The organism is Bacillus sp. NS1 (assembly GCF_058248265.1).
Genome location: NZ_JBZAZF010000001.1, coordinates 466,994 through 485,661, shown reverse-complemented (window position 1 = coordinate 485,661; position 18,668 = coordinate 466,994). Strand labels below are relative to the sequence as shown.

Annotated in this window: 21 protein-coding genes; 5 read left to right on the top strand and 16 right to left on the bottom strand. The window is 44.9% G+C overall.

All coding sequences use genetic code 11. The annotated features are described in order from the left end of the window. Positions 1–61: 61 nt before the first annotated feature. From AC4CV5_RS02490 to AC4CV5_RS02480, 3 genes are all read left to right on the top strand, one after another. Positions 62–553 (top strand): GNAT family N-acetyltransferase, encoded by a 492-nt coding sequence (locus tag AC4CV5_RS02490; RefSeq protein WP_166854575.1) that lies wholly within the window; start codon positions 62–64, stop codon positions 551–553. Beyond that, positions 550–1,068: a DUF5362 family protein gene (locus AC4CV5_RS02485; RefSeq protein WP_166847345.1), complete on the top strand. Its 519-nt coding sequence runs from the start codon at positions 550–552 to the stop codon at positions 1,066–1,068. The genes AC4CV5_RS02490 and AC4CV5_RS02485 overlap by 4 nt, the downstream gene beginning before the upstream one ends. 261 nt (positions 1,069–1,329) lie before the next feature. Beyond that, a complete protein-coding gene (locus AC4CV5_RS02480; protein WP_326222272.1) occupies positions 1,330–3,120 on the top strand; it encodes an N-acetylneuraminate synthase family protein in 1,791 nt (596 codons plus the stop codon). A 142-nt stretch (positions 3,121–3,262) separates the two neighbouring features. Here the strand turns inward: AC4CV5_RS02480 and AC4CV5_RS02475 are convergent, their stop codons facing one another. Continuing rightward, entirely contained in the window at positions 3,263–3,697 is a 435-nt protein-coding gene (locus AC4CV5_RS02475) for a DUF5392 family protein (protein WP_014115472.1), read from the bottom strand. A 243-nt stretch (positions 3,698–3,940) separates the two neighbouring features. Here AC4CV5_RS02475 and cls point away from each other — a divergent pair, with 243 nt between their 5' ends. Next, the gene (gene cls, locus AC4CV5_RS02470; protein WP_490922031.1) at positions 3,941–5,389 is read left to right on the top strand and encodes a cardiolipin synthase; all 1,449 of its coding nucleotides are present in this window, start codon (positions 3,941–3,943) and stop codon (positions 5,387–5,389) included. Positions 5,390–5,410: 21 nt separating this feature from the next. On the opposite strand, the gene AC4CV5_RS02465 is transcribed toward cls, so the two are convergent. Further along, entirely contained in the window at positions 5,411–6,184 is a 774-nt protein-coding gene (locus tag AC4CV5_RS02465) for a MerR family transcriptional regulator (RefSeq protein WP_490922030.1), read from the bottom strand. A 145-nt stretch (positions 6,185–6,329) separates the two neighbouring features. On the opposite strand from AC4CV5_RS02465, the gene AC4CV5_RS02460 reads away from it, so the two are divergent. Continuing rightward, complete coding sequence (locus AC4CV5_RS02460; RefSeq protein WP_268553463.1) at positions 6,330–6,713, top strand: DUF5362 family protein; 384 nt, start codon at positions 6,330–6,332, stop codon at positions 6,711–6,713. A 35-nt stretch (positions 6,714–6,748) separates the two neighbouring features. Here the strand turns inward: AC4CV5_RS02460 and AC4CV5_RS02455 are convergent, their stop codons facing one another. From AC4CV5_RS02455 to moaA, 14 genes are all read right to left on the bottom strand, one after another. Continuing rightward, positions 6,749–7,390: an NAD(P)-dependent oxidoreductase gene (locus tag AC4CV5_RS02455; protein WP_490922029.1), complete on the bottom strand. Its 642-nt coding sequence runs from the start codon at positions 7,388–7,390 to the stop codon at positions 6,749–6,751. 67 nt (positions 7,391–7,457) lie between these two features. Then, the gene (locus AC4CV5_RS02450) at positions 7,458–7,859 is read right to left on the bottom strand and encodes an Rrf2 family transcriptional regulator (protein ID WP_166847328.1); all 402 of its coding nucleotides are present in this window, start codon (positions 7,857–7,859) and stop codon (positions 7,458–7,460) included. 133 nt (positions 7,860–7,992) lie between these two features. Next, the gene (ureC, locus tag AC4CV5_RS02445) at positions 7,993–9,702 is read right to left on the bottom strand and encodes an urease subunit alpha (RefSeq protein ID WP_166847325.1); all 1,710 of its coding nucleotides are present in this window, start codon (positions 9,700–9,702) and stop codon (positions 7,993–7,995) included. Beyond that, entirely contained in the window at positions 9,699–10,073 is a 375-nt protein-coding gene (gene ureB / locus AC4CV5_RS02440; RefSeq protein WP_166847322.1) for an urease subunit beta, read from the bottom strand. The genes ureC and ureB overlap by 4 nt, the downstream gene beginning before the upstream one ends. Continuing rightward, the gene (gene ureA / locus AC4CV5_RS02435; RefSeq protein WP_166847319.1) at positions 10,070–10,387 is read right to left on the bottom strand and encodes an urease subunit gamma; all 318 of its coding nucleotides are present in this window, start codon (positions 10,385–10,387) and stop codon (positions 10,070–10,072) included. The genes ureB and ureA overlap by 4 nt, the downstream gene beginning before the upstream one ends. Before the next feature lie 99 nt (positions 10,388–10,486). Then, positions 10,487–11,188 carry an urea ABC transporter ATP-binding subunit UrtE gene (gene urtE / locus AC4CV5_RS02430; protein WP_490922028.1) on the bottom strand — a complete coding sequence of 234 codons (702 nt, stop codon included), beginning with the start codon at positions 11,186–11,188 and terminating at the stop codon, positions 10,487–10,489. Continuing rightward, positions 11,185–11,934 carry an urea ABC transporter ATP-binding protein UrtD gene (urtD, locus tag AC4CV5_RS02425; protein WP_373922864.1) on the bottom strand — a complete coding sequence of 250 codons (750 nt, stop codon included), beginning with the start codon at positions 11,932–11,934 and terminating at the stop codon, positions 11,185–11,187. The genes urtE and urtD overlap by 4 nt, the downstream gene beginning before the upstream one ends. Further along, the gene (gene urtC, locus AC4CV5_RS02420; RefSeq protein WP_490922027.1) at positions 11,909–12,979 is read right to left on the bottom strand and encodes an urea ABC transporter permease subunit UrtC; all 1,071 of its coding nucleotides are present in this window, start codon (positions 12,977–12,979) and stop codon (positions 11,909–11,911) included. The genes urtD and urtC overlap by 26 nt, the downstream gene beginning before the upstream one ends. Positions 12,980–12,990: 11 nt before the next feature. Continuing rightward, positions 12,991–13,893 carry an urea ABC transporter permease subunit UrtB gene (urtB, locus tag AC4CV5_RS02415; protein ID WP_490922026.1) on the bottom strand — a complete coding sequence of 301 codons (903 nt, stop codon included), beginning with the start codon at positions 13,891–13,893 and terminating at the stop codon, positions 12,991–12,993. A gap of 32 nt (positions 13,894–13,925) precedes the next feature. After that, entirely contained in the window at positions 13,926–15,182 is a 1,257-nt protein-coding gene (urtA, locus tag AC4CV5_RS02410; protein WP_490922025.1) for an urea ABC transporter substrate-binding protein, read from the bottom strand. A gap of 217 nt (positions 15,183–15,399) precedes the next feature. Then, on the bottom strand, positions 15,400–15,588 hold the full coding sequence (csbD, locus tag AC4CV5_RS02405; protein WP_166847301.1) for a stress response protein CsbD: 189 nt from the start codon (positions 15,586–15,588) through the stop codon (positions 15,400–15,402). 73 nt (positions 15,589–15,661) lie between these two features. After that, positions 15,662–16,141 (bottom strand): hypothetical protein, encoded by a 480-nt coding sequence (locus AC4CV5_RS02400; protein WP_166847298.1) that lies wholly within the window; start codon positions 16,139–16,141, stop codon positions 15,662–15,664. Positions 16,142–16,311: 170 nt separating this feature from the next. After that, positions 16,312–17,445, bottom strand: a complete 1,134-nt coding sequence (rapB, locus tag AC4CV5_RS02395; RefSeq protein WP_222142198.1) for a response regulator aspartate phosphatase RapB — start codon at positions 17,443–17,445, stop codon at positions 16,312–16,314. A 196-nt stretch (positions 17,446–17,641) separates the two neighbouring features. Further along, positions 17,642–18,667, bottom strand: a complete 1,026-nt coding sequence (moaA, locus tag AC4CV5_RS02390; RefSeq protein WP_166847292.1) for a GTP 3',8-cyclase MoaA — start codon at positions 18,665–18,667, stop codon at positions 17,642–17,644. Position 18,668 lies beyond the last annotated feature (1 nt).

Sequence of the window (18,668 nt, the reverse complement as noted above, 5' to 3'; positions counted from 1 at the left end):
TGCGCAGACTGATACGAAAATATGTCATTTTTTTTGAGAGGAGTGCCAAAAACGTATGAACATGACATTGCGTCTTGCTGAAAATAAAGATTTGGAGGCTGTTGTTGCGATTTATAATTCAACGATTGCTTCTCGAATGGTAACAGCCGATACCGAACCGGTAACTCCTGAAGACCGGATGGAATGGTTTTTGGGCCATACAGAGACACGCCCCCTCTATGTTGCCGAGGACGAAAACGGGAACGTCGCTGCCTGGATCAGCTTTGAAACATTTTATGGAAGGCCCGCCTATAATAAAACAGCGGAGGTCAGCATATACATTGACGAAGCATGCCGCGGCAAAGGCGTTGGATCGTATTTGCTTCAGGAAGCGCTCCGCATTGCGCGGGATCTTGGAATCCGCTCACTTATGGCCTTCATTTTCGGACATAATAAACCAAGCCTGAAGCTGTTTGAAAAGCACGGGTTTACAGAATGGGGACTATTTCCCGGCATTGCCGAAATGGACGGCAAAAGATACGATTTAAAAATTTTAGGGAGAGAGCTGTCATGATGAGTCTGGATAAAGATGAAAACGAGATTGAAAATCATAATGAAGAAAATAGCCCCGCTGAGCAGGAAATTGAACCTGCAGCAAGTGAGAGCCGCCAGCTGAGCGCCTCTGCTGTCAAGTCGCTATCAGACATTGCCAAGTGGGGCAAAATTTCAGGTGTTTTGCTGATCATTATGGGGTCGCTTGTCACTCTGTCTACTTTGATGACAGTGATCGGTGCCATTCCAGGCGTACTGCTCATTATTTCGGGCGTCTTTCTGATGCGTTCAGCAAAAGCAGCCGCGGAAGCCGACGGAAATCTTTCCGGCACCGCGGGTGAAAGCATGCTTGAGAATTATGGAACGTTTATTAAAATGCAGCTGTTTTACGCAGCATCCAGCATCTTAACAGGCCTGATCGGGATTATTTTGGTTATTTTCATGCTGGTGGTTATCGGCATTGCCGCTTTTGAAAACACCAATACGTATGAGGATCCAGATTCTTATTATTATGAGGATGATCCAGTGTTTGAGTAAAAGCATTGAAATTTTGTCTACAGTACCGGGCATGGGTTCCAGATAAAACGGAACCATGCCTTTTTTTATTGTCTATTTTTCACACTTCACTTCAATTTGATGATATTTTCCAAACAAAGCAGGCAGGTGCAAACACCAAGTTCTTAAGGAAGCATACAATCTAATAAAACGACTTGGTCTTTTTTTGTAAACAGCTTTGTCAAGTGACACCTGCCAGATCACTGCAGGATTGTCCCAATAAAAAATAAAGGAGCGGGGCATTTGGAAAGTAACAGCATTTCGGAAGAAGTAAAAGTCATTGCTGAAATTGCAAACGCTCATCAAGGAAAAGAGGAGAACCTCAAAACACTCATCAAGGCTGCTGCAGAAAGCGGAGCAGATGGTGTGAAATTTCAGTGGTTCAAGTATGACTGTATTGCAACACCGTGTTTTTTTGCTTATGAGTCTTATATCGAGCTGTTTTTGAATGAAGATGTATGGAAAAGTTGTGTCGCTTATGGAAAAAGACTTGGATTAGAAATTTGGGTAGATATTTTCGATTCATGGGGGGCAGAGCTCTTTTTGCACCTACAGCATGACATTGATGGCATAAAGCTTCCAACAACCATCCTTCAATCCACAGAGATCATGAAAACGATAGGTATGACCGAAAAGCCTGTACTCATTGGAGTTGGGGGTTGGTACGAAGATGAGATCGATCAGATGGTGTCGCTTGTAAAACAACATATGAAAAATCAGCTCATTCTCATGCATGGATTTCAAGGGTATCCGACAAAATTAGAGGATATTAATCTAAAACGAGTTCAACACCTAAAAAATAGATACAATGTTCAAATTGGATTTGCGGATCACATTGACGCAGATCATCCGCTTGCGGTCGACCTTCCTGTCTATGCATATTTCTCAGGGGCAGCTGTTATTGAAAAACATATTACCCTAAATCGGGCAGCTAAAGGGTTTGATTATTACTCTTCACTTGAGCCAAACGAATTCAAACTGATGACGGAAAAGCTCCAGCAGGCCCAAAATGCAGCTGGTTCAACTGAAGTAAATGAATCCGAAAGAAAGTATTTGCATGATTCATCATTACGTGTGACAGCCAACCGTGATATAAAAAAAGGAGAAATCATTACACTGGGCAAAACGAGTTACAAAAGATGCGGAAATAAGAATGCATTAATGCCTTTACAAGCCGAGGACTCTTTTCCTCAAGTAGCAACTGCTGATTTATCGTTAAACCAGCCAATTACATCAAACGAAATAAAAAGTCCAAGAATTGCGATTGCAGTGATATGCCGGCTAAAATCGACTCGTTTGCCGAAAAAAGCGCTACTCCCTATTTACGAAATCCCCTCTGTTGAGCGCTGTTTAATCAATTGCCTGGCTGTCCCTGGTGTTCATGAAGTTGTGTTGGCAACGTCAAATCTTCCTGAAGACGACCCGCTTGAAGGTTTCACTCTAAACGGTAAGGTCAGAATCGTGAGAGGCGCCCCCGAAAATGTTGCAGAAAGAATGCTTGAAGCCGCAGCTTTAACAAAAGCCGATATTATTATCCGTGTGACAGGTGATTGCCCAGCAGTTTCACCTGAAGTACTTCAATATTTAATTGACCGGCACTTGCAAAAAGGAGCAGATTATACTCAGGAGCTTTCAAGTTCAGCAGGAATTTCCGGTAATATCATTACTGTTGAAGCCCTTCAGCGGCTTGTACAGCAGCCAAAACCGTTAACCCATACAGAATATCTTTCTTTTTATTTTTTAAACAACCCTTCCCTATTCTCCATCAATCAAGTCAGCCTGCCAGAAGCACTCCATTATCCATCATGGCGTTTAACACTGGATGAACCTAAAGACTTAGAGCTGTTTGAACAAATATATCAAAACCTGAATGTCAAAAACGAACCGCTCTATTTCAGCCGGATAAGAGATTATTTATCAGAAAACCAACACATTACAAAAATAAATCAAGATGTGTCAACCAAGTGGATCGATCAGACATCTCTAGTGGAGGAAATCAACAAAGCAACACGGTTGCCAGCGGAGAACAAGTAATATCTCGCCAAAATAAACGGTGCATGAGTTCGGAATCATACCGAATCCGTGCATTTTTATTTTGACTGTTCATATCCCGATTGTCTCCTAAAAAAACACCCGATTGCCAGGCAAATCCCAACATTCCGGGTGCAGTTCTTATTTAATACATTTTCTTGCGTCTGTCTTCCTCAGTCAAAAATTCCACAAAACTTCGCATCGCAAACGGCTCTTCCTTAATCTGTCGCGTGTAGGAGTCTTTCCTCTCTTCTGAAAGGATTTCGCTCTTTTTGATCCTGTTCAGCATATAAATGTGAACCGTTTTTTGGATTTGTTTATGCTGATAGCCTGCTTCTTTGAAAAATGCCAGCCCCAGCGCCGCCAAAAGGGCAAATATGCCTGCGCTGATCAAGGACTCCCTATCAGCTGAAGCGTGAAATAGAAAAGCAGCTAAATTAAAGAGAGAGAATGCAGCAAGCGGAATAGCAAGAAAACGGTAAATGACGGTTTTTTTCATGAAAGGCTGTACGGCCTTTTGAATTTTTTGCATTTCTGTTTTAATGAACCCCGGCATTTGTTCAACTCTGTAAAAGTTCATGTAATCCTCCCCCTTTATTTGATGTTGCAAGGCTTCACGAACGTTATCATATGTGTTTATTTTAACGCAGGTGCAGGCAGGTTTTAAAGAAATCTGCCCGTATTTTTCACGAAGAATCTGGATCGCCGCTCTTTATTCTTTTAAAATGTGAGTGTTATAATTTGTAATGGGAATCAGATCGCTGTTAATCATGGAATACTAATGGCAATCTTCTTGATAAATATGAATGAGCGGGGTTACAAAGTGAGTATTTCTTCCATCCTTTTATCACTTTTTTTCATTTTAAATATTCTTTTGGCCATCATTGTCATTTTCAAAGAACGGCGCGATGCCAGCGCATCTTGGGCGTGGCTGCTTGTTCTTTTCTTTATTCCCGTTTTAGGCTTTATTTTATACTTATTATTCGGCCATAATCTCAGGCGTAAGCATTTGTTTCAATGGGAAGACCGGAAAAAGATTGGAATTGAAAAGCTGCTGAAGCATCAGCTTGAAGATTTAGAAAACAAGCAATTCCGGTTCAACAATCGGGCGACCTTTGATAACAAAGATTTAATTTATATGCTTATCATGAATAACCATGCTGTGTTTACAGAGGATAATTCAGTTGACGTGATTACAGACGGACGGGATAAGTTTCAGCGGCTGCTGAATGACATTGCGAAGGCTAAGGATCATATCCACTTACAATATTATATTTATAAAGGTGATGAATTAGGCAAAAAATTACGGGACGCTCTCATCCAAAAAGCGAAAGAAGGTGTTCAGGTCAGGGTGCTTTATGATGAACTCGGGTCCAGAACGCTGAGAAAAAAGTTTTTTAAAGAGCTCCGCGAGGCCGGCGGGCATGTGGAGGTCTTTTTCCCTTCAAAGCTCAGGCCGATTAACTTGCGGCTGAATTATCGGAACCATCGAAAGCTTGTCATCATAGACGGTATGACCGGTTATGTGGGAGGATTTAACGTTGGAGATGAGTATCTCGGGCTTAATCCGAAATTCGGTTATTGGCGTGATACGCATATCCGGCTGCAGGGAACGGCCGTGCACGCCATCCAGACCCGTTTCATCCTTGACTGGAATCAAGCTTCCCATCACCATACGCTGACATATATTCCGAATCACTTTCCTGATTACGGCCCAAAAGGCAACGTCGGGATGCAGATTGTCACGAGCGGACCAGATTCCGAATGGGAACAAATTAAAAATGGATACATTAAAATGATTTCGAATGCCAAGCGTTCCATTTTGATTCAAACGCCTTATTTTATCCCGGACGCAAGCCTGCTGGATGCTTTGAGGATCGCATGCCTATCGGGCGTTGACGTCAACATTATGATCCCGAACAAGCCTGATCATGCCTTTGTATACTGGGCGACACTTTCGTACATCGGAGATCTGCTGAAAGCCGGGGCCACTGTCTATATTTACGATAATGGCTTTATTCACGCGAAAACCATCGTGGTTGATGACGAAATTGCATCAGTCGGCACAGCGAACATCGATGTCCGAAGCTTCAGGCTGAATTTTGAGGTTAATGCATTTATTTACGATATCATCATTGCGAAAAAACTGGTTTCTACATTTAAAGAAGATTTGCTCGTATCCAGAAAATACACCTACGAGGAATACCTGCAGCGCTCCTTATGGATTCGAATTAAAGAATCCGTCTCGCGCCTGTTATCGCCGATTTTATAAGATGTGCCAAAACCCCAGCCTTTACGGCCGGGGTTTTTCCTGTTGGTCACAGTAAATGATGATCGCCTCACGCAAAAAAGCGGCAAGGCCTTCACCATATTGATTGATTGAATCAGTAAATCGTTCGTCAGTGATGTACACTTCCCCAAGTCCTCTGAAAATGTCGAGTGTGCAATCGTAATGATATTGGCAAATATGATCACGAAACGCCCCCACAGCAGCCTGAACCTCTGCATCATCGGGCCCGTGTTCCATTCGTGCCGCAATTCGTCTGTAAATCGAATCAAATTCAGCCATGATCGCGCGCCAATCGTCAGCCGAGTATGCAGATGTCCTTTTCTCTGTTTCTTCTGCAATTTCCCTTCCATACAGCTTTCTAACTTCATCAGCGTATGTCTGCTGGTGCTCTTCAATGTCTTTCATGCTTAATCCGGCAAATAAATCCCGCTTATTCATATGTTCTCCTCCCTCAATAGACTGAAGTGTCCTGTCAATCGTTTGAATCATCTTTTCCATTCTTTGTTTTTTCTTCATCAACATATCCATTTGCGACTGAAGTGCCGCTTTCCGGTCAAAATTCGGATGGTCCAGCATCTCTTTAATTTCATCCAAACGAAACCCAATTTCCTTGAAAAATAAAATCTGCTGGAGTCTTTCCAGATCTGCATCACTGTACAAACGATACCCTGCGTCAGTAAGCGCTGAAGGATTCAAAAGCTGAATATCGTCATAGTGATGAAGGGTCCGAATGCTGACACCCGCTAGGTCCGCCACTTGTTTGACTTGGTATTTCATAAATAACACCTCCTCTTCCTTTATCGTAAACAATCACGCAGCGTCAGGGTCAATCCCAAAAATGTATTTTTTTATATACAAAACTTCTCACAAATAGTGTATAAAAGAAAAGTGAGTATTTTTTTGTAAAGGGGAGCCAGTATACATGAATCCTGAAACAATGAACAAAACCCTCATCAGCATTTCGAAATGGGGAAAAGCAACAGGCATTTTATTTATTATTATGGGCGCAATTACCGCGCTTTCAGGCGCGTTCTTTTTTCTAATCGGTGCCGTGCCAGGCGTACTGCAAATTATTTCCGGTATCTTTTTAATGCGGTCAGCTAAAGAAGCAGGGCAAATGGCTGAGCACAATAGCGGACAGTCTGAAGACTTAATGCTGGAGAATTACGCGAAGTTTGTAAAGATGCAAGGGATTTATTTGATCGTAAGCATTGCTGTATCCATTCTTGCGATTATCGCCTTCTTCATCTTTTTAATGCTTGGAATTGCTGATGGCCTTTTCAGCGATACGTACAGCACTTATTAATGGGAAAAACCCGGAGCTAGCTCCGGGTTTTTTTATTATTCCGCTTCGCTTACCACTGTGAAGCGTTCATTTTTGTGTGCAGGTTGTTCAAGCTCATCCAGTACAGCAATGGCATAATCTGCATAGCTGATATAGCTGTCGCCTTTTTCGTTTACGATGACATTGTCTTTTCCTTTTTGGTAAGAACCTGTCCGTTTCCCTGCCGGATCAAAAAATGCTGCAGGGCTGAGGAACGTCCAGGAAATGGTGTCTGTCTGCTGCAAATCTTTCAGGTTCTCCCCTTGATTTGATGCAGTCGGCAAATATTCTTTCGGGAATTCTGGTGTATCCATTAAACGGGTTGTTTTGGCTTCATCAACAAACAGGCTTCCTGCTCCGCCGACGACAAGCAATCTTGTGTTTTTCGCATCCTTTAAAATGCTGATTAGCGCTCTGCCTGCCTCAACGTGAAGATGTTCCTGGTCAGGTGCTGCTCCAAACGCGTTTACAACCGCATCGAAAGGCATAATGTCTTCTGCAGTCAGTTCAAACACATCTTTCTCCAAAATCGCTATATCCTGTTCCTGCACTTTTGAAGCGTTTCGGACGATGGCAGTCACTTCATGGCCTCTTGTTTTCGCTTCTTTCAAAATCTCGTTTCCTGCTTTTCCGCTTGCTCCGATAATTCCAATTTTCATTTTTGATTTCCTCCTTATTTGTAACAATATCAGTTACATGTCGGCGGTGAGAAGTCATCCCTTTTGATTAAAAGAGATGATTCATAACATCTTTTAATGACTTGCTTGCCAGTTCATTTTCCATCGCTTTTTGCACACTTTCAAATGTTTCATCCAGTGCGTTCTGAATTTTTCTCCCTACCGGACATTTCGGATTCGGATTTTCATGAACTGCAAAAAGTTCTTCTTGCTTTTGGACAGCCCGATATACATCTAACAGAGTAATATCAGCCGGATCTTTTTTGAGGCTTGCGCCCGGCACCCCGGCGCGTGATGTAAGAATATCCGCTTTTTTCAGCAGGCTGATCATTCTTCGCACGACTACCGGATTCGTGTTGACGCTGTCAGCAATGATTTCTGAAGATGTTTTTTCATCCATTGAAATGAGAGATAAAATATGAATGGCAACAGCAAGACGGCTGTTAATCATGTTTTTCACCACCGTTGTAACTATAATAGTTACATTTAATTCGTTTGTCAACATCTAATATACACTAAATACGGGGTTCTTGTGCACCGTTTTTAGTCAATAGAACGGCCGGATATATTCCGGCCGCGTCTTGTCAGAATAAGAAATATCTTTGCCCAAGCGGAACATAATCGACAGGCTGGCAAGACAATTCCTCTCCGTCAGCGAAGACTTGATAAGTTTTTGGATCAACCTCGATCTTCGGCAAAGCTGAGTTCAATTTCATATCCAGCTTGCTCAGCTTTCTGATATTTTTGACAGGAGAAATTCTTTTTTCCAACCCTAAACTTTCCGCCACACCCCGCTCAATGCTTGCCTGAGACATAAATGTAATGGATGTTGAGCGATTGGCTTTTCCGTAAGACGCATACATTTGGCGCATAAACACCGGCTCAGGAGTCGGGATGGACGCGTTCGGATCCCCCATTTGCGCACGTGCAATCATGCCGCCCTTTAAGACCAGTTCCGGTTTTACGCCGAAGAATACCGGGTCCCACAAAACGAGATCTGCGAGCTTTCCTTTTTCCACCGATCCGACTTCATGGCTGAGCCCGTGAGTAATCGCAGGATTAATTGTATATTTGGCAACGTAGCGTTTTGCACGCACATTGTCGTTTCCGTTTTCTCCGGCAAGAGTGCCGCGCTGCTTTTTCATTTTATCGGCTACCTGCCATGTTCGGATGATCACTTCACCAACACGCCCCATCGCTTGGGAATCCGATGATGTCATGCTGATCGCACCGATATCATGGAGAATGTCCTCTGCCGCAATGGTGGCTGCCCTGATTCTGGAATGGCTGAACGCCACATCTTCAGGCACTTTCGCATCTAAATGGTGGCAGACCATCATCATGTCAAGATGCTCATCCATCGTATTAACCGTATACGGAATGGTTGGCGTTGTGGATGACGGCAGAATGTTTGCGTAAGAGGCGAGCTTCATAATATCCGGGGCGTGGCCGCCGCCTGCTCCTTCAATGTGATAAGTATGAATGACCCGGTCCCCGATCGCGTCGAGGGTGTTTTCCAAAAAGCCCGCTTCGTTAATCGTATCGGTGTGGATGGCGACTTGAATATCAGCCTCGTCCACGACTTCCATACACGTTTTGATGGCGCTTGGCGTCGTGCCCCAGTCTTCATGAAGCTTAAGGCCGATGGCGCCTGCTTCCACCTGTTCAATCAGCGGCGCTTTATCGGATGCATTCCCTTTTCCTAAGAAGCCGACATTGATCGGAAACTCCTCGGCCGCTTCCAGCATCCTTGCCATATACCACGCGCCGGACGTACATGTTGTCGCTTTGCTTCCTGTAGCGGGTCCTGTTCCGCCTCCCAAAAGGGTCGTCACACCTGAAGAAAGCGCAACTTCCATCTGCTGAGGGCAAATAAAGTGAATGTGCGTGTCCACTCCTCCGGCTGTTAAAATTTTACCTTCCCCGGAAATCACCTCTGTACCTGCGCCGATGACCATATTCGGATCGACACCATCCATGATATCAGGGTTTCCGCTTTTTCCGACGCCAACAACCCTGCCGTCTTTCACACCGACATCCGCTTTGACAATGCCTGTGTAATCCAATAGCACGACGTTAGTGATAACCAAATCCAAAGCGCCGTCTTTCGCTGTGATTCTGCCATTTTGGCCCATGCCGTCGCGGATCGTTTTTCCGCCGCCAAAGATCATTTCTTCACCGTATACTGTGAAATCTTTTTCGACCTCGATCCATAAATCCGTATCGCCCAATCTGATTTTATCGCCCGTTGTCGGGCCAAACAGCTCCGCATATTCCTCGCGTGACATTTTCATCGGATTACACCCTCCATCCAGCCGGCTTGTTTTAAATTGGCTAACGTTTTTTCTTTGCCGCGTTCATCGATAAACGTGTCGGCCATTCCGTTCAGGCCTCTAATTGTCTTTCGTCCTCCGATTTCCACAAGCGTGACTGTTTTCTGCTCGCCCGGCTCAAAACGGACCGACGTGCCTGATGGAACATCAAGGCGCATGCCGATCGCCTGCTCACGGTCAAATGATAATGCCCCGTTGGCTTCCGCAAAATGAAAATGCGAGCCGACTTGAATGGAGCGTGATCCGGTGTTTTGTACCGCTACCTCCCGTGTCTCACGGCCTTCATTAATCGTAATCGTTCCCTCAGCAATTTGGAATGCTCCCGGCTTCATGCCTTCACCTCCGCAGAAATTGGCTGATGTACCGTAACAAGCTTCACTCCATCCGGAAATGTGGCCTCCACCTGAATGCTGTCCAGCATCTCAGGAACACCCTCCATCACGTCTTTTTCTGTTAACACATGGCGGCCGGCTTCCATCAGCTCTGCTACTCCTTTTCCGTCACGTGCGCCTTCCATGATAAAGCAGGTGATATAAGCGGCAGCCTCAGGGTAGTTGAGCAGAACGCCACGCGCCTTTCGCTGTTTGGCTAATTCCCCCGCTGCAAAAATGAGCAATTTCTCTTGTTCAACCGGTGTCAGTTTCATCTGTAGTCCTCCTTCTTTTATCGCATAAAGCAGATGCGGTTACTGCGAATTTGCGGATCATGCAGGCGGGACATCACCTCCCTTTCTTCAAATATCGGGTCATACGGTAAGATGCCTTTCAAAGCGGCGTGCCGTTTCTTCATCAGCCTTTCCATGGTCAACAACCATTCCCCTGTCGATCACATAAAGGTAGTCAGCACATGTTAACGCGTTTTCCAGACTGTGTTCGACTAAAACAACGGAAATGTCTTTTTTTCTGGAAATGTCTACGATAACTTGTCTGATTAGTTCGATAATTGACGGCTGAATTCCTTCCATTGGTTCATCAAGTAAAATAATTTTTGGATTTCCCATCAGCGCTCTGGCAATTGCAAGCTGCTGCTGCTGGCCTCCGCTTAAATCGCCGCCTTTGCGGTCAAGCATCTCTTGCAAAACGGGAAACCACTGAAGAATCTCTTCCTTGATCTGCCCCGTTCGTTCCTTCTTCGGAAGCGGCTCTTCCCCAAGCAGCAGGTTGTCACGAACGGTTAAGGAGGAAAAGATGTCTCTTCCCTGCGGAACGTACGCAATTCCCGTTCTTGCCCGTGTTTCCACCTTTTCGTTTTGAACAAACGTTTGATTAAAACAAATATCTCCCTGTTTTGCCGGGAGCAGGCCTATGATTGTTTTCAACAAGGTGGATTTGCCGACTCCGTTTCGGCCTAATACAGCGACAATCTGCCCCGGGCGAACCTCCATGCTGAGGCTGTGCAAAACCATCGATTGATTGTAACCGGACGTTACATTCCTGACGGCAATCATGACACACCGCTCCTTCCTAAATACACCGCTGCCACCTCTTCATTGCTTGTGATGTCATCCATCGACCCTTCACAGAGCACTTTGCCTTCATGCATTACCGTGACTTTCCTAGAAAACGAGCGCACAAAATCCATATCGTGCTCGACAATCAGAACAGAGCACGATTTTGCAATTTCTTCAAGCAGGGCTCCGGTTTTTTCCCGCTCCTTCCCCGTCATGCCGGCAATCGGCTCATCCAGCAGCAAAAGCTTTGGCTCCATGGCTAGCTGCATCCCGATTTCAAGCCATTGCTTCTGTCCGTGTGACAGGCTGCCTGCTGTTAGGGCCCGTTTGTCATCTAACCCAACCAGCCGCAGGATGTCTATGATCCTGTCACTTTGCTCTTTTGTCATACGAGCTGTCAGCAATGAACGGATCGTTTTTTTCTGTTTCATGGCAAGCTCAAGATTTTCAAACACAGTCAGCTGCGTAAAAACACTTGGGGCCTGAAACTTTCTGGCGACTCCCAGTTTGGCGATCTGATATTCCCGGGCCTTTGTCAATTCATTTGTTTCCTGAAACAGCACTTCACCCGAATGCGGCTTCGTTTTTCCGCAAATGATGTCCAGCAAAGTCGTTTTTCCGGCGCCGTTCGGCCCAATTAAAAAATGGATATCGCGTTCCTGCACATTGATATCAGCACCCTGCAAAGCCCAAAACCCATCAAACTCAACCTTCACATCACGGCAGGTAAGTATCGGTTTCATAAGCAGCCGCTCCTTTCTTTTTTGAGGAAGAAAGCTGGGTTCTCACCTTCTCGAACAGCCCGACAATCCCTTTTGGCATATAGAGCACAACGATGATAAACAGCGCGCCGAGGAAGTACAGCCAAATGTCAGGGTAATATTCACTCAAATAGCTTTTCATGCCGTTGGTTAACAGCGCGCCAAGCACCGCCCCGAAAATGGAGTGCCTGCCGCCGATCGCGACCCACAGCACCATTTCCACCGAAGGGATGATGCCCATCATTTCCGGCGAGATCATCCCATCCTGAAGCACAAACAGCATCCCGGCAATCCCCGCCATCGCAGCGGATACACAGTAAATAAACACTTTAAAAACAGTGGAATGATACCCGAAAAAACGAACCCTGTTTTCTCCGTCACGCACCGCCTGCAGTAGCCGCCCAAAACGGCTTCTCGTCAGAAACAAAGCCAACACGACAGAAACACCGAGGAAAAAGACAGTCGTAAAATACAAAATCTGCTTCATTGCAGGATCGGCCAGAGCATATTGAAAAATGGTATAGAAATTCGTGAGGCCATTCGTGCCGCCGGTGATTTCCTGGCTGCCGATGAACAATGTGACCACAACCACCACAACAGCCTGAGAGATCAACGAAAAATAAACACCCTTTATGTTGTTGCGAAAGGTAAAGTAACCGAGTAAAAAGGCCAAAAAAACAGGTACAATAACAGCTGCGGCAATCGCACTAAAAGGATACCTGAATATTGCCCAGATCCACGGCAGTTCACTGACGCCGGTCCACTCCATAAAATCAGGAATGCCTGACGGTGAGGCTTCTATTTTTAAGTACATGGCCATGCAGTAAGCGCCCAATCCGAAATAGACGCCATGCCCCAAACTCAAAATGCCTGTATATCCCCAAATCAGGCAAATGCCGACCGCTACAATCGCGAAGCATAAAAACTTCGCCAACAGCCCCAATCGAAACTCCTGCAGAAAGAACGGAGCGGAGATAAAAAGGGCAAACATCACAAGATACGGACTGAATTGTGAAAACCGCTTCATCCGGTTCCCTCCTAATCAAGTAATCTCGTTCTGACACTCGCAAGACCTGAAGGCCGCCATTGCAGAAAGAGAATAATAAATGCAAACACGACTAGCTTAGCAATCGTAGCGCTTGTGGAATACTCAACGAATGTGCTCAGCAAACCGACCGTCACCGCGCCGATAATGGTGCCTTTTAATTTTCCGATTCCGCCTAATATGACGATCATGAAGGCATCGACAAGGTATGACGAACCGAGAGTAGGCCCGATCGAACCAAGCAATGTGAGTGAGCTCCCCGCAATACCGGCCAGTCCGCTTCCGAGCGCGAAAGCCAATGTATCTGTTTTTCTCACAGATACGCCGAGACACGATGCCATGCTCCGGTTCAGCGTAACAGCCTGCATTCGCCGCCCCGCAGAGGTTTTAAACAAATACAATCCGAGCAGCGCCAGCGTAAAAAGAACGAGTGCCAAAATAAACAGCCTTTTATACGGAAAGGTAACGGAAAACAGCGTTACTCCTCCCGTCAGCCACTCAGGAGACTTGACGGCCACATTCGGCGCGCCAAAAATCGATCTGGCTGCCTGCTGCAGTATCAAGCTAACTCCCCACGTCGCCAAAAGGCTGTCGAGCGGACGGTCATATAATTGCCTGACAATCACCGTTTCAATAACAATCCCAATAAGCGCAGCAACCACAAATGCCATGATAATAGCGATTAAAAAATAGTAAGAAAACAGAGAAGCCGGCAAATAGCTTAAAAACAGCTGCTGAACAACATATGTCGTGTAGGCTCCTGCCATAATCAGCTCACCGTGCGCCATATTAATAATGTTCATCAAACCGAATGTAACGGCCAATCCAATCGCAATAAGAATCAAAATAGAACCGAGACTGATCCCGTTAAATAATTGAGTTACGACGACAGACATGCTCCGCCTCCTCCCCCGCAAACGGCTTTGATTTATTTAGATAACCCCTTTGCCCAGTCGTACGTTTTTAAATACGGATCAGGTTTTACCGGATCACCTGAGTTCCATACTTCTTTAAACTGTCCACTCCCCGTGATTTGCCCAATTCTGACCGTTTTGTAAAGATGCTGTGTACCTCCGTCGATTTTCACTGTGCCGCCCGGGGCTTTAAATGCAATCCCGTCAGCTGCTTTCTTCACCTTATCGACATCAAAGGACTTGGCTTTTTCAACAGCTGCCGCCCAGAGATAGACCGCATTATAGCCAGCTTCAATCGGATCGCTCGTCACCCGGCTATCGCCGTTCATTTTTTTATAGTTCTTCACGAATGTTTGATTTTCGTTCGTATTGGTTGTCTGGAAGTAATTCCACACCGCATAATGTCCTTTTAGCACATCAGGGCCGATCCCCCGAATTTCTTCCTCAGCGACACTTGCCGACATGACAGGCATATCATCAGCCGATATCCCCGCGTCTTTCAGCTGTTTGAAAAACGCCACATTGCTGTCACCGTTTAACGTATTAAAAATGACATCGGGCTGTTTTTCTTTGATTTTGCTGACGAGTGTACTGTAATTCGTGTGGCCGAGCGGCGTATACTCTTCACCGGCAATTTCTCCCCCGGCCGCCTTCACTTGCGCGTTAATGATTTTGTTGGCTGTTCTCGGGAACACATAATCTGATCCGATCAGAAAGAAGATTTTCCCTTTATTCTTCAGCAGCCAATCGACAGCCGGCACAATTTGCTGATTCGTCGTTGCTCCGGTATAAAAAATATGAGGTGATGACTCCATTCCTTCGTACTGCACCGGATAGAACAGCAGCCCGTTGTTTTGCTCCACTACCGGAAGCATGGCTTTGCGGCTTGCAGATGTCCATCCGCCAAAAACAGCAGCCGCTTTGTCTTGCTGAAGCAGTTTTCTCATTTTTTCGGCATATGTAGGCCAGTCTGAAGCGCCGTCTTCCACGACGGGTTCAAGCTTTTTGCCGAGAACTCCGCCTTTTTGGTTGATTTCTTGAATCGCCATTAACTCTGCATCATGGACGGACACTTCGCTGATGGCCATTGTCCCGCTTAGTGAGTGAAGAATCCCGACCTTTACTGAATCCCCGCTTGTGTCGATATCAACTGTTTTTTTCGCACTCCCGCTGGCTTCTGACACTTTCTTCGGCGCAGCACATCCCGTCATCAACACCATGATCAGAAACAACAGAAAAACAGCCTGTATTCCAACCCCTTTGTTTTTCATTCAGAACCTCCATTTCCCTGATTTAACCATATAATGTTATAAAAGTTAACAACTCATGTCATTATTATATAGAAGAGGGTCATAAATTCAAAGAATATTTCAAAAATTTAGATACTTTAACCAAATCTATTACTTTTTTTGTTATATTTATTCACATCCAAAATAGCGCACAAAAAAAAAGGCAAGAACCATATCGTTTCCTGCCTTTTCTGTATGATTAGTCTTTATTTGTGAATGTATCCTTTGCTTTCCCGATATCCTTTTGGATCTCGCCTTTCGCCTTGTCTTTTTTGCCTTCAGCCTGCATGTCCGCTTTATCGGTCATATCTCCGACTTTATCCTTTGCTTCTCCTTTGGCTTTATTTAAGCCGCCTTTCATTTTATCTTTTACACCATCGTTACCCATGTTGATCTCTCTCCCTTCATTTATGTGTGTACTTGTTACCTTCCCTTTCTGTGAGACGGTAAACATTTGAATGTTATTTATCGATTTCGTAGCGCTCCCCGTAGCGGAGCACCTTGTAAATCGCCAGCCCGTCTGATGACTTTTTCTCTGAATATCGAACCGGCAGCAGGGCGAAAAACACATAATACGTAGAAAAATAGACAAACTGATAGAAAAACACATTCGGTTTTAATACACTGTGTATAATCAGCAAATTGACCGTAAAAATCGTTATCAGGTTAAACAGGCTGCCCCCGGCATACACGAGTGCATGTGAGAACCGATTGTCGGTTTTCAGCTCACCAAACCTGCAAAAAGAATCTATGAAATAGATCGCTCTGATCCGTATCGGCCCAATTTTGAACAGCGTTTTGCCCATCCCAATATCCAACGATCCTTTTCCGCCAAAAATAAGTGCCATGAAGCTGTGCCCTGAAACATGTATGATCTGTACAAGCGGCAGAACAATGAGGAAAGACCATAGAAACTTCACCATATCATTGAAACCGAACATCGAATTCCCCCTCACGCCTGTCATTGACCCAGGCACCGTCTGAACCCAGCTATTTAGAATTTGATCAAAAGCATATATAGCGATTTTTCCTGTTCTGTCCGAAAATAAACGTTCTAGTGCTCACCTTTTTTTGTATATAAAAAAACCATCCGGCAGCAGATGGTTTCGTCTTACACTTGATATAAACAGTCGCTTCTTTGGATCATCTCTCTCATATTGACCGCTTTTTCATAAAAATACACCGCTTCTTTGTAGTGTTCGCGATGACTGAAATAGGAGGCAGCATCCAAAGCGAATTCTTCAATATATACGTAAAGGGCTTTTTCTTCCATATAGTCAAATACTTCTTGAATCATATCCAAATTAACAGATTCCACATATAGGCCCTGCAGAAATTTGTATTTTGCCAGACTGAAGTAGTCGTTTCGTTTTTGGGCGATGGCAATTCCTTTTTCATAGTATCGCATCGCAGCTTGGACATCTTGCTTTTTGAAAAGAACGCGAGTCAGGCTAAAGAGCGCTTTTGGGAGCTGTTCCAGCTGATGCTCTTCAAAGACAGGAAGCGCTTTTTCAAAGTATTCCGCGGCTTTATCCAGCTCTCCTTTGTCATCATAGCAATTCCCGATGTTATAAAGGGCTGATCCAGTCAAACGGGGCTGTCCTTCCAATAAAGCCAGACGATACGCGTCATCCAAATGTTCAAGCGCTTTTTCATAATGTCTGTAGTCAATGTAGTTTCCTGATATGACGAAATGGCATTGAATTCTTCTGACTCTGTAAAAGTCGTTAGCCTTGTATGTCTCAAGCGCCTGTACGGCGTGGTTCATGGAAAAGTGCGTCTGCTTCATAATATAAAAGACTTCCGCCACTTTAAAGTGAAATTCCGCTCTTTCAATTTCATCTTCTACAAACGCGAGCATCTTCTCAGCTTTCCGATAAAAGGATATAGCCGAGATGTAATTGTTCTGTTCAAATTCGTACATTCCTCTGAACAAGTGAAAATAATACTCAGATAATCCCGAGATGCTGTCCTGATTGCTTTCCAGCGTTTTGATCAATTCACGATATTGAAGCTGAGATTCCTCGTGCAGGTCGGGCTTTACATAATCCAGCATAATTTGGTGCCGATAACTGATCAGCTGATAATACAGGAGAAGCAGCTGATCCTCTTCCATCTGTTCTATGTCTTGATCAATCTCTTCTTTCAGCTTAACGGCATCAGCCACTTGAAATGCTAAAATGTGCTTATACCACTTATTGATTTTCACTCCTACTTGAGATGACGGGATCTCGTACGCGGCCATGCCCCTCCAACCCTTTCTATTTTCTAATTGGTTATATTTTATCATAATGTATGGCTTTGGAATTAAAATTTTCTCACAATGATTCCTTCTTTATGCCTATCCTTATATATTTCGGTTTTTGTATGTATTTTTTGCACATATGCTTTTCATCAAAAAAAAGCCTACCGGACAGTGCCGATAAGCTTTTTATTACATATTAACCGCCGATATAAGACATTTCTACTTTCTTTTTGCCTGATGCTTTTGATAGCGTACGATCGACCGAATACTGATCGATCCGATTTTTCCATACGGTGCCGATCATCTCTGACAGTTCGTCATCGCTTAATTCCTGGCGAACCGGCCCTCTGAGATCAAATCCGCTAGAAGCGAATAAGCAGGTGAACAGCTCCCCTCTCGCAGAGAGACGAGCCCTGTTGCACGATCCGCAGAACGCATCAGATACAGATGATATAACGCCGATTTCTCCAGATCCGTCCAAGTAGCGGAACCTGGAAGCCACTTCACCTTTATAATTCGGCGCTAACGGTTCAACCGGCATGTGTTCATTGATCAAACCAATGATTTCCGCCTTTGTCATGACGTCCTTTTTTTCCCATTGATTAGTGTTGCCCACGTCCATAAATTCGATAAATCTCAGGATATGCCCTTTTTCTTTAAAATAACGGGCCATAGGCAGTATATCTTTTTCATTGACACCCTTTTGGACAACCATGTTGATTTTAACACCGAGCCCCGCTTGCTTCGCCGCTTCAATGCCTTCCAGCACCTTGCTGACAGAAACCCCGCGTCCGTTTATCTTTTTAAAACGCTCATCCTCTAGGGAATCAAGGCTGATCGTGACCCGTTTCAGCCCGGCTTCCTTGAGCCTCTCCGCATAAACAGGCAGCAGTGATCCGTTTGTCGTCATCGCAATATCACGGACACCCGGAATGCGGGCGAGTTTTTTGATTAATTCCGGCATATCCTTTCTCATGAGAGGCTCTCCGCCGGTTAAGCGGATTTTTTCAACGCCGAACCTTGTGACAAACAGCGTCGCAAGCCGTTCCAGCTCCTCAAACGAAAGCAGCTCCTCTTTCTTTAAAAAAGGATAATCCGGGCCGAATAATTCGGCGGGCATACAGTACGTGCATCGGAAGTTGCAGCGGTCTGTAACAGAAATGCGAAGGTCTCTCAGCGGCCTGTTCCTCTTATCCAACATCTGACGCGATTCTGTAATCATA